Here is an 18042-nt window from a genome sequence, read left to right on the forward strand (position 1 = left end):
GGCTTAATCCACGCCTCCCCGTCGCGGCCGTGCCTCGAGTCACCACTCGGCGCGCGGTCAGGCGTCCAGTTCGCGTGCTACCCGCTTGAGCGCCTCCGCGACCGTGTGGCCAGTCTTGCGGTCCGGATAGCGGCCTCTGCGAAGTTCCGGCTGCACCTTGCCCTCCAGCAGCTTGATCATGTCCTCGACCAAGGCGTGCAATTCGTCGGGCGTGTGCTTGTGCTCGTGCTGTGCCGCTTCCCGGCGCGTGCGCAGCGGCGACGGAGGCGGGTCGATCAGCTTCAGGCTCAACGCTTGCGGGCCTCGCCGCCCCGTCGCCACGCCGAACTCCACCCGTTGGCCGGACTTGAGCGCCTCGACGCCGGCGGGCAGCGCAGACGAGCGGATGTAGACGTCCTCGCCGTCCTCTTGGGACAAAAAGCCGAAGCCCTTTTCCGGGTCATACCACTTCACCCTGCCGGTCGGCACTTGTCTCACCTGCTTGTCTCGACGGTCACTCGCAAAGATCGCGCCCCGCACAGTCGCAGGACGCGATGAGCAAATCCTACTCGGCTCACCCAGCGCGAAGCAGCCCCGTTTGGTCGGTAGGCTGGGGAAACCCCCTGGAGGAACTGATGAGCCGCTTGGGCGAAGAGCCGATACTATGCGCTTGATACTGAACGTCATCTGGTTGCTCTTCGGCGGCCTGTGGCTGGCGCTGGGATATCTGCTCGCGGCCGTCATCTGCTTCGTCCTGATCATCACGATCCCGTTCGGTTTCGCCGCCCTGCGGATTGCGCTGTTCGCCTTGTGGCCGTTCGGCCGCACGATCGTCGACAAGCCCGGCACCGGCACCGGCGCGCTGGTGGGCAACATCATCTGGCTGGTGCTGTGCGGCGTGTGGCTGGCGATCGGTCACGTCGCGACCGCGATCGCGCAGGCGATCACGATCATCGGCATCCCCCTGGCGCTGGCCAACCTGAAGCTGATCCCTATCTCGCTGGTGCCGTTGGGCAAAGAGATCGTGCCGGCCGACGACGCGAGGTCGTGGATATGACGGTCACCGCCCTCGGTCTGCCGTCGGTGCACCCGCACCGAGCGGCCGCTGGCGACGCCCCCGCCGACGGACCGCTCGTCGACCGCTTCGGCCGCGTCCACACCGACCTGCGGGTCTCGCTGACCGACCGCTGCAATCTGCGGTGTACCTATTGCATGCCTGCCGAGGGCCTGGACTGGATGCCGGCCGAACGGCTGCTGCGGCCCGACGAACTGCTGCGCCTCTTGCAGATCGCGGTCACGCGTCTCGGCATCACCAGTGTGCGATTCACCGGCGGTGAGCCGCTGCTGTCCAAGAACCTGGAAGAGATCATCGCGGCGACGGCCGAGCTGCGGCCCCGGCCGGAGATCACGCTGACCACCAACGGGATCGGCCTCGCGACGCGCGCCGAGCGGCTGGCCGCCGCGGGGCTGGACCGAATCAACGTGTCGCTGGACACCGTCGACGCCGCCCGGTTCGCGGCGATCACCCGGCGCAACCGGCTACCTGACGTGCTCGACGGACTCGCGGCCGCGCGCGCCGCGGGACTGGATCCGGTGAAGGTCAACGCGGTGCTCGATCCGGTAACCGGCCGCGACGACGCCGTCGCGCTGCTGCGGTTCTGCCTGGAGCACGGCTATCAGCTGCGGATCATCGAGCAGATGCCGCTGGATGCCGATCACCGCTGGAGCCGCGGCGAGATGCTGACGGCCGACGACATCCTGACCGCACTGCGGCGCCATTTCACGCTTGCAGCCAACCCTGGGCCGCGCGGCTCGGCGCCGGCGGAGTTGTGGCTGGTCGATGGCGGCCCTGCGACGGTCGGGGTGATCGCGTCGGTGTCGCACGCGTTCTGCGCCGCCTGCGACCGCACCCGGTTGACCGCCGACGGACAGGTGCGCAACTGCCTGTTCGCGCGCAACGAGACCGACCTGCGCGGACTGTTGCGCGGCGGTGCCGACGACGCGGAGATCGAGGCCGCGTGGCGTGCGGCGATGTGGGCGAAGGCGGCCGGCCACGGGATCAACGACCCCAGCTTTGTGCAACCGGCACGACCGATGAGCGCGATCGGCGGCTGAGATGACCGACGTCACGACGACGATCCAGGTGACGGTCCGCTACTTCGGGGCCGCGCAGGCCGCCGCTGGCATGGAAGCCGAAGTGCTCGCCGTGGATCCCGGGGTGACTGTCGCCAGTCTGACGAACACCCTCGCAGCGCGCGATCCCCAACTGGCCGCCGTGCTCGCACGGTGTTCGTATCTGTGCGACGGGGTGGCGGTGCGCGACCCGTCGCTGCAGCTTCGCGCCGGGCAGACCGTGGATGTGCTGCCGCCGTTTGCCGGCGGCTGACGTGATTTCCGTCACATCACGGAATGGTCACGGATTGGCTTCGGGGCGGTGTCGGCCGCAAGCGACCTGCAGGTACGCCGTCCCGTCTTGGGGCTTTCCCGTTTGCCGGGGACCGAAACGCCGTAGGCGCCTGAAGGTGACGAATTTCCCGTAAACCGTTACGGTCTTGCGCAGGCCGGCCCACCCCAATGCGGTTGGCCCTCCTTCCCTTTCGCGCCGAGCTCCATCCGTGAGGGAAGGACACGACGACACCGTGGATGGAGGCGGGGGACCCAATCGGTCCACCGACACGGACCCGGAGCCCACGCGGCTCCTTGGGGTGAAGCCGGTTCTTCCGGCCGGGCGACCTCTCTTGCCCTAACCCGACAGCTGACTCCGCAGGCGCATGTAGAGAGGACGAAACTCGCGCATGAGTGGACGGCATCGCAAGCCCACGCAATCCAACATCAACGTCGCGAAAGTCGCCTTCACGGGCGCAGTCATCGGAGGAAGCGGCCTGGCGCTGAGCGCCCACGCGGCCGCGGCCACCGACGGCGAATGGGACCAGGTCGCCCGCTGCGAGTCCGGCGGCAACTGGTCGATCAACACCGGCAACGGCTACCAGGGCGGTCTGCAGTTCTCGCCGAGCACCTGGAGTTCCGCAGGAGGCAGCGAGTTCGCCCCGTCGGCGCACATGGCCACCCGCGAGCAGCAGATCGCGGTCGCGGAGCGTGTGCTGGCCCGTCAGGGCCGCGGCGCCTGGCCCGTGTGCGGCACCGGCCTGTCCGGCGCCAGCCAGCGCAGTGTCACGCCGCGGACGGCCAACCAGGTGCAAACGCTGGACGCAGCCACGCCGCCGGAGGGTCAGTTGCCCGCCCCGGAGGCCCCGGCTCCCGAGGCACCGGCCGCTGACGCCGGGCCCGCGCCCGAAGCCCCTGCTCCGGTCAACGAGGCACCGCCGGCTCCTGAGGCGCCGCGCGCGCCCGAAGCTCCGCCGGCCCCCGAAGCGCCCCCGGCTCCCGAGCCGGTCATCGAGACGGTCGACGCACCCGTCGAACCGGCAGATGTCGTGCTGCCGGCCGTGGACCAGGTGCCCGCGCCTACCGACGGCGTGATCGTCGACGCCGCGGCTGCGGTCGACACGCCGCCCGCCGGCGAGGCCCTGGGCGTCGCTGCGCCCGACTCGGCCGTCATCGAGCAGACCTCGCTCGAGGTGCCGCTCGCTCCGGCCGACCCGGCGCCGCCCGCACCGCTGCCGGCGGATATCCCGGCTCCGGCCTACGACGCCGCCAACCAGTTCATGACGGACGGCAAGCTGCCCACGCTGCCGCAAGGCATCCTGCAGCAGGGCGCCGGCTCTGGCTACCTCAAGGACCTGTGGGGCGCGATCAGCAACCAGGACATCGCGCTCAACGACGCACTGCTGGGGCTCGCCCAGCAGGCCGCGCCCGCGGACGCGCCGACCCCGGCTGCCGGCTAAGACAGGTCAGGCCGAACCGACCCACTCGTCGCTGCCGTCGGCGAAGAACTGGTGCTTCCACACCGGTAGCCGCGCCTTGATGGCGTCGACCAGCTTGGCGCACGTCTGAAATGCGGCGGTGCGATGGTCGGCGGCAACCGCAGCTACCAGCGCCGCGTCACCGATGGTCAGCGTGCCGACGCGGTGGCTGGCGGCCAGCGCGCGCACGCCGGGGCTGTCGCGGGCGATGTCAGCGAGCACCTCGGCCAGCACGTCCGGAGCGGACGGATGCGCCGAGTACTCCAGCCGTGTCACCGAGCGGCCGGCGTCGTGGTCGCGGATCACGCCGGCGAAACCCACCACCGCGCCGGCCGCGGCATGCGCCACCAGCGCTTCGTGCTCGGCGAGGTCGACGGGCTGCTCGGTGATCTCGGCGCGCAGAACCTCTGTCATCCGTGGTCCTTTCCGCGCAGCTGGTCCAGCGCGTGATCCAGCACGTCGGCGAGCACCGCGAGGCCGTCGCGGACGCCGCCGGGTGAGCCCGGCAGATTGACCACCAGCGTGCGGCCGGCCACCCCGCACAACCCGCGCGACAGCACGGACGTCGGCACCTTCGGCAGCCCCGAGCGCCGGATCGCGTCGGCCAGCCCGGGGATCTGGTAGTCGAGCACTGCAGCCGTCTGCTCGGGTGTCGCATCGGTAGGTGAGATCCCGGTGCCTCCCGAGGTGATGACCACGTCGACGGTATCGGCGACCGCGGCGCGCAAAGCCGCACCCACGGCGTCGCCGTCTGGCATCACCGCCGGCGGCGGCACGGTGAAGCCGCGCTGCGTGAGCCAGTCGAAAATGATTGGGCCGCTACGGTCTTCGTATCTTCCCGCCGCAGCACGCGTGGACGCAATCACCACTCGAGCCGACCGCGTCATCTGGTCCAGCTGCCGCTGCGTCCGCCTGCTTTGTGCAGCACCCGCACGTTGTCGATGCGCGCGGCCCTGTCGACGGCCTTGATCATGTCGTAGAGGGTGAGGGCCGCGACGCTGACGGCGGTCAGCGCTTCCATCTCGACGCCCGTGCGATCGGTGCTGTGCACAGTCGCGGTGATCTCGACACTCGACGGGCCGATCTCGAAGTCGACGTCCACGCCGGTGAGCGCGAGCTGATGGCACAGCGGGATCAACTCGCTGGTGCGCTTGGCCGCCTGGATGCCGGCTACCCGTGCGGTCGCCAGCGCGTCACCCTTCGGCAGGCCGCCGGTGGAGATCAACCCGACCACCTCCGGCGTCGTCACCAACACTCCGGCCGCGACCGCAGTGCGCTTGGTGACGGCCTTGGCGGTCACGTCCACCATGTGCGCCGCTCCTCGTTCGTCGAGGTGCGAGAGTCGGCCGGCGCCGGAAGCGCTCATGGGCCCAGCTACTTGTTGACCACCGTCACCGGATGGGTGTACGGGAGCTCGTCGGCGGGCAGGGGAAACGTGACGTCCCCGAACGGCGACAACGCGCCGGTGCGGTCGGCAGCGAGCTCGCTGACGGCGTGGTCGTTGTCGCCGTCGAGGGTCGGCCAGCCGGGATCGACGTATCGACTCTTCGCGGATTTGTTGTCTGCCACGGCCCCATTCTGACAGGCGTTACGGCGCGTCGCGACACTGACCGGCTGCTTTAGGCTGGTCAGCAATGAGCAACAACACCCCGCGCCTGCCGCTGGGTGCCTGGCTGGCCGACCTGCCCGATGACCGGCTGGTCCGACTGCTGCAACTGCGCCCCGACCTCACCCAACCGCCTCCGGGCAGTATCGCCGCGTTGGCAGCGCGGGCCCAGGCGCGCCAGTCGGTGAGGGCCGCCGGCGACGACCTGGACTTCCTGACGCTGGCCGTGCTCGATGCGCTCCTGGTGCTGCAGGCCGACGCGGCGCCTGTGTCCGCGGCCAAGGTGGCAGCGCTGCTCAGTGACCGCGTGCCATTGAACGCGCTCTCCGAGGCTCTGCAGGAGCTGACCGACCGCGCGCTGGTGTGGGGCGAGGGAAACCTTCGAGTGGTTGCCGAGGCGCCCGCGGCGCTGCCCTGGCATCCCGGTCAGGTGACGCTGGAGCAGGACATACGCGACGCCCAGGACATCATCAGCGCGGTCGACGGGCTCGACGATGCGCAGCGCCAGTTGCTGGACCGGCTGGTGTCCGGCTCGCCGGTGGGTCGCACCCGCGACGCGGCGCCGGGCACTCCACCGGACCGGCCGGTGCAGCGGCTGCTGGCGGCCGGGTTGCTGCGGCAGGTCGACGACGAGACCGTGATCCTGCCGCGAGTGGTCGGACAGGTACTGCGCGGTGAAGAGCCGGGGCCGGTGAGCCTTATGGAGCCGACGCCCGCGGTGCGTTCGACCTCGATGGCCGACGTCGACGCGGCCGCTGCCGGCGCGGTGCTGGATGTGTTGCGCGAGATCGAGCTGCTGGTCGAAACCCTCGGCGCCGCACCGGTTCCCGAGCTGCGCAGCGGCGGACTCGGAGTGCGTGAGGTGAAGCGGCTCGCCAAGGTGACCGGCATCTCCGAGCAGCGGCTCGGGCTGCTTCTCGAGCTTGCGGCGTCTGCAGGGCTGATCGTGTCCGGCATGCCGCACCCAGAACCGCTCGACGGCGACGGACCGTACTGGGCACCCACCGTGCAGGCCGACCGCTTCGTCGAGTCGCCGCCCGCGCAGCGCTGGCACCTGTTGGCGACGACGTGGCTGGAGCTGGCGTCGCGTCCGAGCCTGGCGGGCCGCCGCGGGCCGGACAACAAGCCGATCGCCGCGCTGTCGCAGGCACTGTTTTCCACCGCGGCCCCGCTGGACCGTCGGCTGCTGCTGTCGCTGTTGGCCGACTTGCCCGAGGGAGCGGGCCTCGATGCCGCGGAGGCGTCGCGATTGCTGCTGTGGCGGCGGCCGCGGTGGGCGCTGCGTTTGCAACCTGGACCGGTCGCCGATCTGCTGGAGGAGGCCACTGCGCTCGGGCTGGTGGGCCGGGGGGCGTTGACGTCGCCGGCGCGGGCGCTGATTTCCGGCGCGTCCGAGGACGAGACCGTCGCCGCGATGAAGCGCATCCTGCCCGCGCCGATCGACCACTTCCTGGTGCAGGCAGACTTGACCGTGGTGGTGCCGGGTCCGCTGCGCCGCGAGCTGTCCGACCAGTTGGCGGAAGTCGCGACCGTCGAGTCGGCCGGCGCCGCGATGGTCTACCGGATTTCCGAAGCATCGATCCGGCGGGCACTCGACGTCGGCCGCACAGCCGCGGGGCTGCATGCCTTCTTTCGCGAGCACTCCAAAACCCCTGTGCCGCAAGGACTTACCTATCTGATCGACGACGTGGCGCGCCGCCACGGTCAGCTGCGAGTGGGTGTGGCTGCGTCGTTTGTGCGGTGCGATGACACCGCGCTGCTGGCCCAAGTGGCCGCTGCACCGTTGGCCGAGGCGGTGCAATTGCGGCTTCTCGCCCCGACGGTCGCCGTGGCGCAGGCGCCGATCGCCGACGTGCTCAAAGCGTTGCGCGACGCCGGGTTCGCGCCGGCGGCCGAGGACGCCACGGGGGCGGTCGTCGACCTGCGGCCGCGCGGAGCCAGAGTGACTGACGTCCCGCAGCGTCGGCCGTACCGCAGCCCGCCGCCGCTTGCCCCGCAGACCCTGGAAGCGATCGTCGCGATGCTGCGCAAAGTCGCGGCCACTGCGCCCGCGGTGCGCGTCGACGCCGGCACCGCGGTGCTGCTGTTGCAGCAGGCCGTGCGTGACCAGGCCTCGGTGGTGATGGGCTACGTCGACCCGGCGGGGGTGGCCACCCAGCGGGTGGTGTCGCCGATCAGCGTGCGCGGCGGCCAGCTGGTGGCGTTCGACCTGGCGTCGGGCCGGGTGCGCGACTTCGCCGTGCACCGCGTCACCTCTGTGGTGTCGGTGGACGACGGATAAGTCGGTAGACGACGGATAATGGGTGAAATGACCGACGGACCCCTGATCGTGCAGTCCGACAAGACGGTGCTGCTCGAAGTCGACCACGAACTCGCCAACGAGGCGCGCGCGGCGATCGCCCCGTTCGCCGAGCTCGAACGCGCACCCGAGCATGTGCACACCTACCGAATCACGCCGCTGGCGCTGTGGAATGCCCGTGCCGCAGGCCACGACGCCGAACAAGTGGTCGACGCGCTGGTCAGCTATTCGCGGTATGCGGTGCCGCAGGCGTTGTTGGTCGACGTCGTCGACACCATGTCGCGCTACGGGCGGCTGCAGCTGGTCAAGCATCCCGCGCACGGGCTGACGCTGGTCAGCCTGGATCGCGCGGTGATGGCAGAGGTGTTGCGCCACAAGAAGATTCAGCCAATGCTGGGCGCGCGTATCGACGACGACACGGTGATCGTCCACCCCAGCGAACGTGGCCACATCAAGCAGATGCTGCTCAAGATCGGCTGGCCCGCCGAGGACCTCGCGGGCTACGTCGACGGCGAGGCCCACCCGATCAGCCTGCGCCAGGAGGGCTGGCATTTACGCGACTACCAGGAGGTGGCCGCCGAGTCATTTTGGGCCGGCGGCTCCGGCGTGGTCGTGCTGCCGTGCGGCGCCGGCAAGACGCTGGTCGGCGCGGCCGCGATGGCCAAGGCCGGTGCCACCACGCTGATCCTGGTGACCAACACGGTGGCGGGCCGGCAGTGGAAGCGCGAGCTGATCGCCCGCACGTCGTTGACCGAAGAGGAGATCGGCGAGTATTCGGGCGAGCGCAAAGAGATTCGGCCCGTCACGATCGCGACCTATCAGGTGATGACGCGCCGGTCGAAGGGCGCCTACCGGCACCTGGAGCTGTTCGACAGCCGAGACTGGGGCTTGATCATCTACGACGAGGTGCATCTGCTGCCCGCGCCGGTGTTCCGGATGACGGCGGATCTTCAGTCACGGCGCCGCCTGGGCTTGACTGCGACGTTGATCCGCGAGGACGGCCGCGAGGGCGACGTGTTCTCTCTCATCGGGCCGAAGCGCTACGACGCGCCGTGGAAAGACATTGAGGCGCAAGGCTGGATCGCTCCGGCGGAGTGCATCGAGGTGCGTGTGACGCTCACCGACAATGAGCGGATGCTGTACGCCACCGCAGAACCCGAGGAACGCTACCGGCTGTGCTCCACGGCACATTCGAAGATCGCGGTGGTCAAGTCGATCCTCGACAAGCACCCCGACGACCAGCGGCTGGTGATCGGGGCATACCTCGACCAGCTCGAGGAGCTGGGCGCCGAACTCGACGCACCGGTGATCCAGGGTTCCACCAAGACCGCCGAACGCGAGGCCCTGTTCGACGCGTTCCGCAACGGCGAGGTGTCGACGCTGGTGGTGTCGAAGGTGGCGAACTTCTCCATCGATTTACCGGAAGCCTCTGTAGCCGTTCAGGTTTCGGGCACGTTCGGGTCACGCCAGGAAGAGGCGCAGCGACTGGGCCGGCTGCTGCGGCCGAAGGCCGGCGGTGGCGGCGCCTACTTCTACTCGGTGGTGGCCCGCGACAGCCTCGACGCCGAGTACGCCGCACACCGGCAGCGGTTCCTGGCCGAGCAAGGCTACGGATATGTGATCAAGGACGCCGACGACCTGCTGGGCCCGGCGATCTGAGGGTCCGCGCGACTGCAGCACGCTAAGGGTCATCGTCGTCTCCGAGTCGAAAGTACCGCTCGGGGTGCCAGTACCCGTTGGTGCGCGGTTTGCCGAAGTCGAGATGCGGCGGCGGCAGCCATTCGGTGACGCCGTCGGCGTTCTTGTGGGTGGTCCAGCCCTGTTCGTCGAGCAGCTTGTGGTCGGGCCCGCACGCAAAGGTCAAATCGTCGATGTCGGTGCGATGGCTCTTGGCCCACTCGGTGACATGATGCACCTCGCACAGGTAGCCGGGTGCGGTACAGCCCGGGCGACTACAGCCACGGTCCTTGGCGTGCAACACGATTCGCTGTGCCGGGGACGCGATGCGTTTAGTCTCGCCGAGATACAGTTCGCGGCTGGTGTGCTCGTCGTATATGCGTAGGTAGTGACGAGCGTGGCTGGCCATGCGGATCACATCGGCCATCGGAAGCCACGATCCACCCCCGGTGTGGGCAAGGCCGGCGGCGGATTCAAGTTCCTGCAAGGTGGTCGACACCACGATGCTGACCGGCAGCCCATGATGTGACCCCAACTGACCAGAGGCCAGCACGCTGCGACACATTGCCACGAGCGCATCATGGTTGCGCTGGGCGGTGCTGCGGTGATCCTGCTTGATCGCTTCTTCCGATGGGCTGCCGTCCACGGTCGGGGACTCGTCCGCCGGATTGCACATAGCCGGCGCCGCCCACTTGCCCAGCACGGCATCCAAGCCGGCGCGGGCTTCAGGCGTGAGCCACCCGCTGATCTTGCTCATTCCGTCAGTGTTTTGGCGCCCGATAATCAGCCCGCGCCGCTGCGCCCGGTCGGCGTCGGTGAAGATGCCGTCGGGATTGAGGCAATCGGCGAGCTTGTCGGCCAGCACCGCGAGCTCGTCGGGGCGAAACTTCGCCGCCACTCCGGCCAGCTCCGCTTCGGCACGCATCCGGGTCGACTCGTCGATCCAATCCGGAAGTTGATGGAAGAAGCGGCGTATCTCCCTCACATGGTCAGCGTTGAGCACCCCGCCGCGCTGCCCGGCAGCGGTGCCCGCCCACGCCGGCGCCAATCGCTCGCCGGTCAGCGTCGACCGTTCGCCGAGCATCTCGGCGTCGGCGATGCGCCGGGCCGCTTCGGCGGGCCGGATGCGCAGCCGCTCGGCCAGATACCTCTTCAACGACCGGCCGATCTGGTCGGCGCCGGCCGTCGCCGCGATCCGGTTGATGGCCTGATGCTCGATGATCGGTAGCCGACAGCGTCCCGACTCCACGGCATCGAGCACCGCACACAGGTCGGCAGCGCCAGCCCGTCCAGCGCCACCTCCGCCAGCTCGGCCACCGCGGCGCGGTACCGTTCCACGGCTGCGAACACCGCATCTCGCCCGGTTTTCGAACGCATGGTCGAATGATAGCCGCGACGACCGACACATCACGCGGTCATCCACCGCTGAAAAGGTCTGTGAATAAAGCAGTTTCAATGACCGCGGTTTGTCAGGCCTTTGTGCTAGCGCAGCCCGTGTAGGTTCACCCTCGTGGCTGACCTGATGAACCGCCAGATCGTGCTGCGCCGCCGCCCGACGGGACTGGTGCAGCCCGACGACACCGAACTCGTCACGGTCCCGGCGCCCGAGCCCGCCGACGGCGAGGCGCTGGTCCGCACCACCTACGTCGGCATCGACGCTGCCGTCCGAACGTGGCTCAACGACCAACCGGGCTATCTGCCTCCCGTGCAGCTGGGCGAGGTCATCCGAGCAGCCGGCATCGGTGAGGTCGTCGCGTCCCGGTGCCCGGCATACCAGGTCGGCGACATCGTCACCACGCTCACCGGCTTCCAGGAGTACGTGCTCATCCGCGACGACATCTTCACCACCCCGATCCCCGGCGAAACCGACCAGCTCGCGATCATGTCGGTGTACGGCCCCACCGGCGCCACCGCCTACTTCGGCATGACCGACATCGGCCGGCCGCAATCCGGTGAAACCGTCGTGGTTTCGGCAGCCGCAGGCGCCACCGGGTCGATCGCAGGCCAGATCGCCAAGATCGCCGGCGCCCGGGTGGTCGGGATCGCCGGCGGACCGCACAAGTGCCAGGCCGTGGTTGACGACTTCGGCTTCGACGCCTGCATCGACTACAAGCACGACGACGTGCCCGCCGCGCTCAAGCAACACTGCCCGCGCGGGGTGAACGTGTACTTCGACAACGTGGGCGGCCCGATCCTCGACGCGGTGCTCGGCCGGCTCGCGCACAAAGCGAGGGTGGTCCTCTGCGGTGTCATCTCCAGCTACCTCACCGGCGAACACCCAGGCCCGGCCAACTACGTCAACCTGCTCGCCAAGACCGCGCTGATGCAAGGGTTCAACGCGCTCGACGAATGGGGTCGCTTCGACGAAGCGTTCGCCGCGCTTCGCCAATGGGAGCACGAGGGCCGACTTGTCCACCGCCAGACCATCTTCGACGGCATCGAGTCCTGCGTCGACGCGCTCAACGGACTGTTCACCGGGGCCAACATCGGCAAGACGCTGGTCAAGGTCGGCGAGCCTGCGACGGCCTAACTCAGCGCCGGGATCACCTCGCGCTCGAACAATTCGATGCCTGAGCGGTCGTAAGCGGCTTCGGGGAAGTACACGATCGCATATTCGCATCCGAGATCACGGATGGACCGCAGCTTTTCGATGACCTGCTCGGGTGTTCCGGTCGCGGCATCGGTGCCGGTCGCGGCAAGCATGGCGTCGGTCGCTTGCTCACCGACGTGCGCAACCAAGCGATCGCGGATCCGATTCATGCGATCTTTGACGTCTGCCTCCGAATCGCCGAGTACGCCAGTGAAATTCGCCGACCGCACGATCGCGTCGAAGTCCGTGCCGACATCACGGCAGTGCTGGGCCAGGATCTCCGACTTGCGCTTGAACGCCTCCGGCTCGGGCGTGTAGTTGGTGTACTGCGCATACCTGGCCGCGATCCGCAGGGTCTTCTGCTCACCACCGCCGGCAATCCACAGCGGAATACCGTTGGGCTGCAACGGTTGCGGCTGCACTATCGCTCCGTCGGCCTGGTAGTGCTTGCCGGAGAACGTCACCATGCCGTCACGCCATGCGTCGCGCATGATCTGCACACCCTCGTCGAGCCGGGCCAGTCGCACACCGGCTGAGGGAAACCCGTAGCCGTAAGCGCGCCACTCGTGTTCGTACCATCCGGCGCCGATGCCCATCTGCACGCGGCCGCCGGAGATGACGTCGACGGTTGCGGCCACCTTCGCCAGGTAGACCGGGTTGCGGTAACTCATCGCCGTGCACATCTGGCCGAGCTTGATCCGCGACGTCGACGCCGCGTACGCGGCCATCAGGCTCCACGCCTCGTGGGTGGCCTCGGCCGTCGGCACCGGCACGGTGTGGAAGTGGTCGTACACCCACAACGAGTCCCACGCTCCCTCGTCGGCATAGCGCGCGAGGCCTGCCATCACTTCCCAATGTTGCTCCGGCGGAATGCCGACGAGATCCAGACGCCAGCCCTGCGGGATGAACAGCCCAAAACGCATACCTGCAGACTCTAAGTGCCCACAGGCGGGTATACCTAGATGTCGAAGGCGAAACCCATGCTGACCATCGTGATCGTCGTAATCGTGGCCCTGCTCGCGGTGGGGTTGGTAATCGAAGAGCTTTTCCGCCTGCGAGATTGGTTGAACAGGCCGCCGCGCAGCAAGCCACCTGATGAGTGAGTCCGTCGCGTGGCCGCGACTAGCCTGTTGTGCATGGCGCTGTCGAAGCAAGAACGTGAAGAATTCCTGGCCCAGCCGCACATCGCGGCCTTGTCGGTGAGCGCGGGCGCTGATCGCGGACCGCTCACGGTGCCGATCTGGTACCAGTACACGCCGGGCGGCGAACCGTGGGTGCTGACGGGCGCGGGGTCGCGCAAGCACCGGCTGATCGAGGCGGCTGGGTGCTTCTCGCTGATGGTCGAGCGGCTGGAGCCCACCGTCCGGTACGTGGCGGTCGACGGTCCGGTCAGCCGGATCGAGCCCGGCACCGACGAGCAGCTCGTCGAGATGACCAAGCGCTATCTGGCCCCCGAGAAGGTCGAGCCCTATCTCGAGTTCGCCCGCCGCGAGCACGGTGACAGTGTGGCGATCTATCTCAAACCGCAGCACTGGCTCTCCGCGGATCTGGGTGAGGCGTGACGTGAGCTCGCGGCACACTCTCTTCCGGATCTTCTATCGGCTCGGATTCACGCCGTGGGACGGCCACCCGATTGCAAGCAGCCTGCAGCAGCTGGTCGCTGAACTTACACCCGGCTCTGCGCTCGATGTCGGCTGCGGTACCGGCGACACCGCAATTTATCTTGCCGAGCACGGATGGCAAGTCACCGCAATCGATTTCGTTCCGAAGGCCGTCGAGACTGCCCGCGCAAAAGCCCGTCAGCGCAACGTGACCGTCGATTTCCGCCACGCCGACGCAACCCGCTTGTCGGACGAAAACCTGGGCACCAGGTTCGACTTGATCGTCGACAACGGCTGCTTGCACGGCATGAGCGACGCCGACCGCGACAGCTACGTCCGTGAAATCACCACAGTGGCCGCTGCGCAGGCACGCCTGCTACTCATCGAGTTCACTCCGGGCGGCTCCTTCGCCGTCCCAGGCATCGCACAGGACGAAATCGAACGACGCTTCGCCGACGACTGGACGCTCGTGCGGAGCGGCGACGAATCATGGGCGAAGAACCTGCGCTTCTACCTACTGCAGCGCCGCTGAGTTCTTCCGCAGTCCACGCAACGCCTGAGCCCAAGCCGCCACTTCGTCGAACATGCGGTGCAACACCGACTCCCGATGCTCTGCAGGGGTGAACCGCCCTGGCTGCGTGACGTCGTCCAGCTGAAAGTCGGTGAAGAGCCCCAGCGACACCTGGCTGCGCACACATGCCACCTTGACTTCGGCCAGTGTGAGCCGCAGGTGCTCGACAGCCCTTGTGCCACCGTCGATTCCGTAGCTCACGAAGCCGGCTGCTTTGTCGTTCCACTCGGCGAACAGGTAGTCGACGGCGTTCTTCACCGCCGCGGGCATCGAGTGGTTGTATTCGGGGACCACGAACACGAACCCGTCGAAGGATCCGATGGTGTCGGCCCAGCGGCGTGTGTGCTCGCCGCTGTAGCTGCCGATCGCGGCCGGCACCGGTTCGTCGAGCAGCGGCAGCCCGGCGTCGGCGATGTCGACCAGCTCGACCTCGACCGGCTGTCCTTCGAAATGCCGACGCGCACACTGCACCACCCAGTCCGCGACCATTGCGGCACGCCGACGCGGACGCGTGCTGCCGACCACGATCGCCAGGCGCAGCGGAGCGGCTGTTTCGGCGGACATCAGGATCGCCCTCCTTACAACATCTGTTGTAGCAATTACAATGACTATTGTAGTTCGAGTTTCGAGGAGGACACGCATGTCGACACCGACTACCGACGGCGAGGTGACCGTGTTGGTGGAGTTCGACCTCGCCGACCCGCGAAACGCCGAAAAACTGGCCGACGACCTGGCCGACACCATTGCCGAAACCTTCACGGAGCGTGACGGATACATTTCGGCGACGCTTCTGGTCAGCACCGACGGCAAGCGCTTGGTGAACGTCGCGCGCTGGGCCTCAGAGCAACAGTGGCGCGTGGCCACCCAGAGTCCCGACCAACAGTCACCGCCGGCGAATCGCGGCGAAGACCCGAACTGGTTGCAGCGCCGCAGTTCCGACGAACCAGCGGCTCGCGTGCTCGCGCAAGGTGGTGCGTCGCTGGAGCGCGTGACCGCCTTCAAGGCGGTGCGCACGGTGACGCCGGACCGCTGAGCGCCGATGCCGTCGCCACGACCCGACAAACAGCGCGATCTGTTGGACGGCGCGCTGCGGGTGTTCGCGCGTGACGGCTACAGCCGCGCGAGCATCGAGGCTATTGCGGACGAGGCCCGGGTCTCGACCAGAACCATCTACAACCACTTCGACGACAAGGCCGCCCTGTTCCGCGCGGTGATCATCGACAGCGCCGAACGCACCGCCGACCATCAGATCGAGATCGTCCGCCGCCATCTCGCACGCATCGTCGATCTCGAGGAGGACCTCGTCGAGTTCGGCATGGTGTGGTCAGCGCCCGACCCCGCGACCGCAACACATTTCGCGTTGGTGCGGCAAGTCCTCGCGGACATCGCCCACATTCCCGACGACACCATCAAGGCATGGCAGCGTGCCGGTCCGGAACGTGTGCGCGCCGAGATCGGTGTGCATCTGCGCCGCATCGCCCGGGCGGGAATGCTCGACATCCCATCCGGCAAGCATGCGGAACTCCTTGCCGCACACCAGCTTGTCGCGCTCACCGCAGGAGTGGTCGACCGCCCCGGACCCCCGATGTCCACCCGGGCACGCCACCGCGCGGTGCGCGCCGGTGTGCGCACGTTCCTCCACGGCTACGGCGTCCGATTTCGGTGCGATTCCAGGCGCTGAGCGCCGCGAATCGCACCGAAATCGCTCAGCCCAGGGAGGCTGGCGGGTTGAAGCGGTCGCCGTACTTGGCCGCGAGCTCGCGTGCCCGTGCGACAAACGCCTCCTTGCCCCGGCCGGCCGGGCCTTCGTATCCGACGATGAACTGCGCGGTGCCGCCGGTCCACGGCGGGAAGCCGATGCCCATGATCGAGCCGATGTTCGCATCCGCTGTCGAGGTGATCACACCTTCATCGAGGCACTTCTGCGTCTCCAGCGCCTCGGCGAACAGCATCCGGTCGATCATGTCCTGCAGCGGCGGTTTCGACGACCCGGAGTTGAACGTCTCGCGCAAGCCCGGCCACAGCCCGACCCGCTTGCCGTCGGCGTACTCGTAGAACCCGGCGCCCTTCAACCGACTCGGCCGGCCGATTTCGATCATCTTGTTGACGACGGCTTCGGCGGGGTGCGGCTCGTAGGTGCCGCCGGCCGCCTCCACGCCCTTGCGGGTCTCAGTCGCGATCTTCTGCATCAGCTCGAGGTTCAGTTCGTCGGACAGCTGCAGTGGCGGCGCCGGATAACCGGCCTGTGAACCGGCATGCTCGATCGAAGCCGGTTCCACGCCCTCCCCCAGCATCGCCAGCGCCTCGTTGACGAATGTGCCGATCACGCGGCTGGTGTAGAAACCGCGGCTGTCGTTGACCACGATCGGGGTCTTGCCGATAGCCAGCGTGTAGTCGAACACGCGGGCCAGTGCCTCGTCAGATGTCTTCTCGCCCCTGATGATTTCGACCAGCGGCATTTTGTCGACGGGTGAGAAGAAGTGGATGCCGATGAAGTCCTCTTGGCGCTTGACACCGGTTGCCAGGCCGGTGATCGGCAGCGTCGAGGTGTTGGACCCCAGCAGCGCGTTCGGCTCGACGACGTCCTCGATTTCCTGGAACACCTTGTGCTTGAGCTCCTGGTTCTCGAACACCGCCTCGATCACGAAGTCGACGCCGGCGAGGTCGGCGACGTCGCCGGTCGGCGTGATCCGCTCCAGCAGCGCCTTGCTCTTCTCCTCGGTGGTCTTACCCCGTTGCAGCGCCTTGGCTTCCAGCTTCTCGGAGTAAGCCTTGCCCTTCTGCGCGGCTTCCAGACTGACGTCCTTGAGCACCACGTCGAAGCCGGCTTTGGCTGACACATAAGCGATTCCGGCGCCCATCATCCCGGCACCCAGCACGCCGATCTTCTTGGGCTTGCTCTGCGGGATGCCCTCGGGCCGCGAGCCGCCCGAGTTGATGGTCTGCAAATCGAAGAAGAACGCCTGGATCATGTTCTTGGCGATCTGCCCGGTCACCAGAGACGTGAAGTAGCGGCTCTCGATGCGGCTGGCGGTGTCGAAATCCACCTGGGCGCCCTCGACTGCAGCATCGAGGATCGCCCGCGGCGCCGGCATCGGCGCGCCCTTGAGTTGCTTCTTCAACAGCGCGGGGAACGACGGCAGGATCGACGCCAGCGCCGGCGACGACGGTGTGCCGCCGGGCATCTTGTAGCCCTTCTGGTCCCATGGCTGCGTGTGCGCATCGGGATTGGCCTTGATCCACGCCTTGGCGGCAGGCACCAATTCGTCGACGGAGCCGACGATCTCGTCGATCAACCCGATCTCTTTGGCCTTGTCCGGCTTGAACCGGTTGCCCTGCGACAGCACCTCCATGAACGCCTTCTGAATGCCGAACATCCGCACCGATCGGGTGACCCCACCGCCTCCTGGCAACAAGCCCAGCGTCACCTCCGGGAAGCCGACCACCAATCCCTTGACGTCGGCGGCGATGCGGTGATGACAAGCCAGCGCGATCTCCAGACCGCCACCGAGCGCAGCTCCGTTGATGGCCGCGACGACCGGCTTGCCCAGCGTCTCCAGCGTGCGCAGGTCGCGCTTGATCTCTTCGACCTCGGTGAAGACGTCGCCCGCGTTCTCCGGACCGGCGTTGATCATGCCCTTGAGGTCACCACCGGCGAAGAAAGTCTTCTTGCCGCTGGTGATCACCACGCCGGTGATCGAATCCTTTTCTGCGACAAGCCGTTCCACGGCCTTGTGCATCGACTCCTTGTAGTGCTCGTTCATCACGTTGGCCGAGCCGGTGGGGTCATCGAGGGTCAGGGTGACGATCCCGTCGTCGTCCTTGTCCCAAGCAATTGTGTTCTCAGCCATGCGAA

Annotated in this window: 20 protein-coding genes, 1 pseudogene and 1 riboswitch; of the genes and pseudogenes, 12 read left to right on the forward strand and 9 right to left on the reverse strand. The window is 67.7% G+C overall.

Annotated elements, in window-relative coordinates; all coding sequences use genetic code 11:
• Positions 1 to 57: 57 nt before the first annotated feature.
• Complete coding sequence (locus tag AC5Y4N_RS02400) at positions 58 to 468, reverse strand: cold-shock protein (protein ID WP_499906731.1); 411 nt, start codon at positions 466 to 468, stop codon at positions 58 to 60.
• 175 nt (positions 469 to 643) lie between these two features.
• Here AC5Y4N_RS02400 and AC5Y4N_RS02405 point away from each other — a divergent pair, with 175 nt between their 5' ends.
• The 4 genes from AC5Y4N_RS02405 (at position 644) to AC5Y4N_RS02420 (ending at position 3824) form a co-directional block, all read left to right on the forward strand.
• Positions 644 to 1036 carry a YccF domain-containing protein gene (locus AC5Y4N_RS02405; protein ID WP_499906733.1) on the forward strand — a complete coding sequence of 131 codons (393 nt, stop codon included), beginning with the start codon at positions 644 to 646 and terminating at the stop codon, positions 1034 to 1036.
• Positions 1033 to 2094: a GTP 3',8-cyclase MoaA gene (moaA, locus tag AC5Y4N_RS02410; RefSeq protein ID WP_499906735.1), complete on the forward strand. Its 1062-nt coding sequence runs from the start codon at positions 1033 to 1035 to the stop codon at positions 2092 to 2094. Before AC5Y4N_RS02405 ends, moaA begins: the two co-directional genes overlap by 4 nt.
• Position 2095: 1 nt before the next feature.
• Positions 2096 to 2365: a MoaD/ThiS family protein gene (locus AC5Y4N_RS02415; protein WP_499906737.1), complete on the forward strand. Its 270-nt coding sequence runs from the start codon at positions 2096 to 2098 to the stop codon at positions 2363 to 2365.
• 233 nt (positions 2366 to 2598) lie between these two features.
• Positions 2599 to 2765, forward strand: a riboswitch (cyclic di-AMP (ydaO/yuaA leader).
• A gap of 9 nt (positions 2766 to 2774) precedes the next feature.
• Positions 2775 to 3824: a transglycosylase family protein gene (locus AC5Y4N_RS02420; protein WP_499906740.1), complete on the forward strand. Its 1050-nt coding sequence runs from the start codon at positions 2775 to 2777 to the stop codon at positions 3822 to 3824.
• A gap of 6 nt (positions 3825 to 3830) precedes the next feature.
• Here the strand turns inward: AC5Y4N_RS02420 and AC5Y4N_RS02425 are convergent, their stop codons facing one another.
• The 4 genes from AC5Y4N_RS02425 to AC5Y4N_RS02440 are packed head-to-tail and all read right to left on the reverse strand — an operon-like array spanning position 3831 to position 5411.
• Positions 3831 to 4256, reverse strand: a complete 426-nt coding sequence (locus tag AC5Y4N_RS02425; protein WP_499906742.1) for a molybdenum cofactor biosynthesis protein MoaE — start codon at positions 4254 to 4256, stop codon at positions 3831 to 3833.
• Complete coding sequence (locus tag AC5Y4N_RS02430) at positions 4253 to 4729, reverse strand: MogA/MoaB family molybdenum cofactor biosynthesis protein (RefSeq protein WP_499906744.1); 477 nt, start codon at positions 4727 to 4729, stop codon at positions 4253 to 4255. The genes AC5Y4N_RS02425 and AC5Y4N_RS02430 overlap by 4 nt, the downstream gene beginning before the upstream one ends.
• Positions 4726 to 5208: a cyclic pyranopterin monophosphate synthase MoaC gene (gene moaC, locus AC5Y4N_RS02435; protein ID WP_499906747.1), complete on the reverse strand. Its 483-nt coding sequence runs from the start codon at positions 5206 to 5208 to the stop codon at positions 4726 to 4728. The genes AC5Y4N_RS02430 and moaC overlap by 4 nt, the downstream gene beginning before the upstream one ends.
• Before the next feature lie 8 nt (positions 5209 to 5216).
• Positions 5217 to 5411, reverse strand: coding sequence for a hypothetical protein (locus tag AC5Y4N_RS02440; RefSeq protein WP_499906749.1), 195 nt, complete (start codon positions 5409 to 5411; stop codon positions 5217 to 5219).
• Between the two features lie 65 nt (positions 5412 to 5476).
• Here AC5Y4N_RS02440 and AC5Y4N_RS02445 point away from each other — a divergent pair, with 65 nt between their 5' ends.
• Together AC5Y4N_RS02445 and AC5Y4N_RS02450 are read left to right on the forward strand one after the other, a co-directional pair.
• The gene (locus tag AC5Y4N_RS02445) at positions 5477 to 7729 is read left to right on the forward strand and encodes a helicase-associated domain-containing protein (protein ID WP_499906751.1); all 2253 of its coding nucleotides are present in this window, start codon (positions 5477 to 5479) and stop codon (positions 7727 to 7729) included.
• Between the two features lie 27 nt (positions 7730 to 7756).
• Positions 7757 to 9406: a DNA repair helicase XPB gene (locus AC5Y4N_RS02450; protein WP_499906753.1), complete on the forward strand. Its 1650-nt coding sequence runs from the start codon at positions 7757 to 7759 to the stop codon at positions 9404 to 9406.
• Between the two features lie 22 nt (positions 9407 to 9428).
• On the opposite strand, the pseudogene AC5Y4N_RS02455 reads toward AC5Y4N_RS02450, so the two are convergent.
• A pseudogene (locus AC5Y4N_RS02455) lies at positions 9429 to 10801 on the reverse strand (HNH endonuclease signature motif containing protein).
• A gap of 133 nt (positions 10802 to 10934) precedes the next feature.
• Between AC5Y4N_RS02455 and AC5Y4N_RS02460 the strand changes: the two are divergent.
• The gene (locus tag AC5Y4N_RS02460; protein WP_499906755.1) at positions 10935 to 11954 is read left to right on the forward strand and encodes an NADP-dependent oxidoreductase; all 1020 of its coding nucleotides are present in this window, start codon (positions 10935 to 10937) and stop codon (positions 11952 to 11954) included.
• On the opposite strand, the gene AC5Y4N_RS02465 is transcribed toward AC5Y4N_RS02460, so the two are convergent.
• On the reverse strand, positions 11951 to 12937 hold the full coding sequence (locus AC5Y4N_RS02465) for an LLM class F420-dependent oxidoreductase (RefSeq protein ID WP_499906757.1): 987 nt from the start codon (positions 12935 to 12937) through the stop codon (positions 11951 to 11953). The two genes, AC5Y4N_RS02460 and AC5Y4N_RS02465, sit on opposite strands and share 4 nt — an antisense overlap.
• Before the next feature lie 57 nt (positions 12938 to 12994).
• On the opposite strand from AC5Y4N_RS02465, the gene AC5Y4N_RS02470 reads away from it, so the two are divergent.
• Genes AC5Y4N_RS02470 through AC5Y4N_RS02480 form a run of 3 tightly spaced genes read left to right on the forward strand, consistent with a single transcriptional unit; the run spans position 12995 to position 14147 of the window.
• Entirely contained in the window at positions 12995 to 13117 is a 123-nt protein-coding gene (locus AC5Y4N_RS02470; protein ID WP_499906759.1) for a hypothetical protein, read from the forward strand.
• A gap of 33 nt (positions 13118 to 13150) precedes the next feature.
• Positions 13151 to 13576 (forward strand): pyridoxamine 5'-phosphate oxidase family protein, encoded by a 426-nt coding sequence (locus AC5Y4N_RS02475; protein WP_499906761.1) that lies wholly within the window; start codon positions 13151 to 13153, stop codon positions 13574 to 13576.
• A 1-nt stretch (position 13577) separates the two neighbouring features.
• Complete coding sequence (locus AC5Y4N_RS02480; protein WP_499906763.1) at positions 13578 to 14147, forward strand: class I SAM-dependent methyltransferase; 570 nt, start codon at positions 13578 to 13580, stop codon at positions 14145 to 14147.
• Here the strand turns inward: AC5Y4N_RS02480 and AC5Y4N_RS02485 are convergent.
• Entirely contained in the window at positions 14130 to 14750 is a 621-nt protein-coding gene (locus AC5Y4N_RS02485) for an NADPH-dependent FMN reductase (protein ID WP_499906765.1), read from the reverse strand. The genes AC5Y4N_RS02480 and AC5Y4N_RS02485 overlap by 18 nt on opposite strands.
• A 76-nt stretch (positions 14751 to 14826) precedes the next feature.
• On the opposite strand from AC5Y4N_RS02485, the gene AC5Y4N_RS02490 reads away from it, so the two are divergent.
• Together AC5Y4N_RS02490 and AC5Y4N_RS02495 are read left to right on the forward strand one after the other, a co-directional pair.
• Complete coding sequence (locus AC5Y4N_RS02490; protein ID WP_499906767.1) at positions 14827 to 15219, forward strand: antibiotic biosynthesis monooxygenase; 393 nt, start codon at positions 14827 to 14829, stop codon at positions 15217 to 15219.
• A gap of 6 nt (positions 15220 to 15225) precedes the next feature.
• On the forward strand, positions 15226 to 15867 hold the full coding sequence (locus tag AC5Y4N_RS02495; protein ID WP_499906769.1) for a TetR/AcrR family transcriptional regulator: 642 nt from the start codon (positions 15226 to 15228) through the stop codon (positions 15865 to 15867).
• 25 nt (positions 15868 to 15892) lie between these two features.
• Here the strand turns inward: AC5Y4N_RS02495 and AC5Y4N_RS02500 are convergent, their stop codons facing one another.
• Complete coding sequence (locus tag AC5Y4N_RS02500; RefSeq protein WP_499906771.1) at positions 15893 to 18037, reverse strand: 3-hydroxyacyl-CoA dehydrogenase NAD-binding domain-containing protein; 2145 nt, start codon at positions 18035 to 18037, stop codon at positions 15893 to 15895.
• Between the last annotated feature and the right edge of the window lie 5 nt (positions 18038 to 18042).

This window comes from Mycobacterium sp. NGS19 (assembly GCF_059813155.1).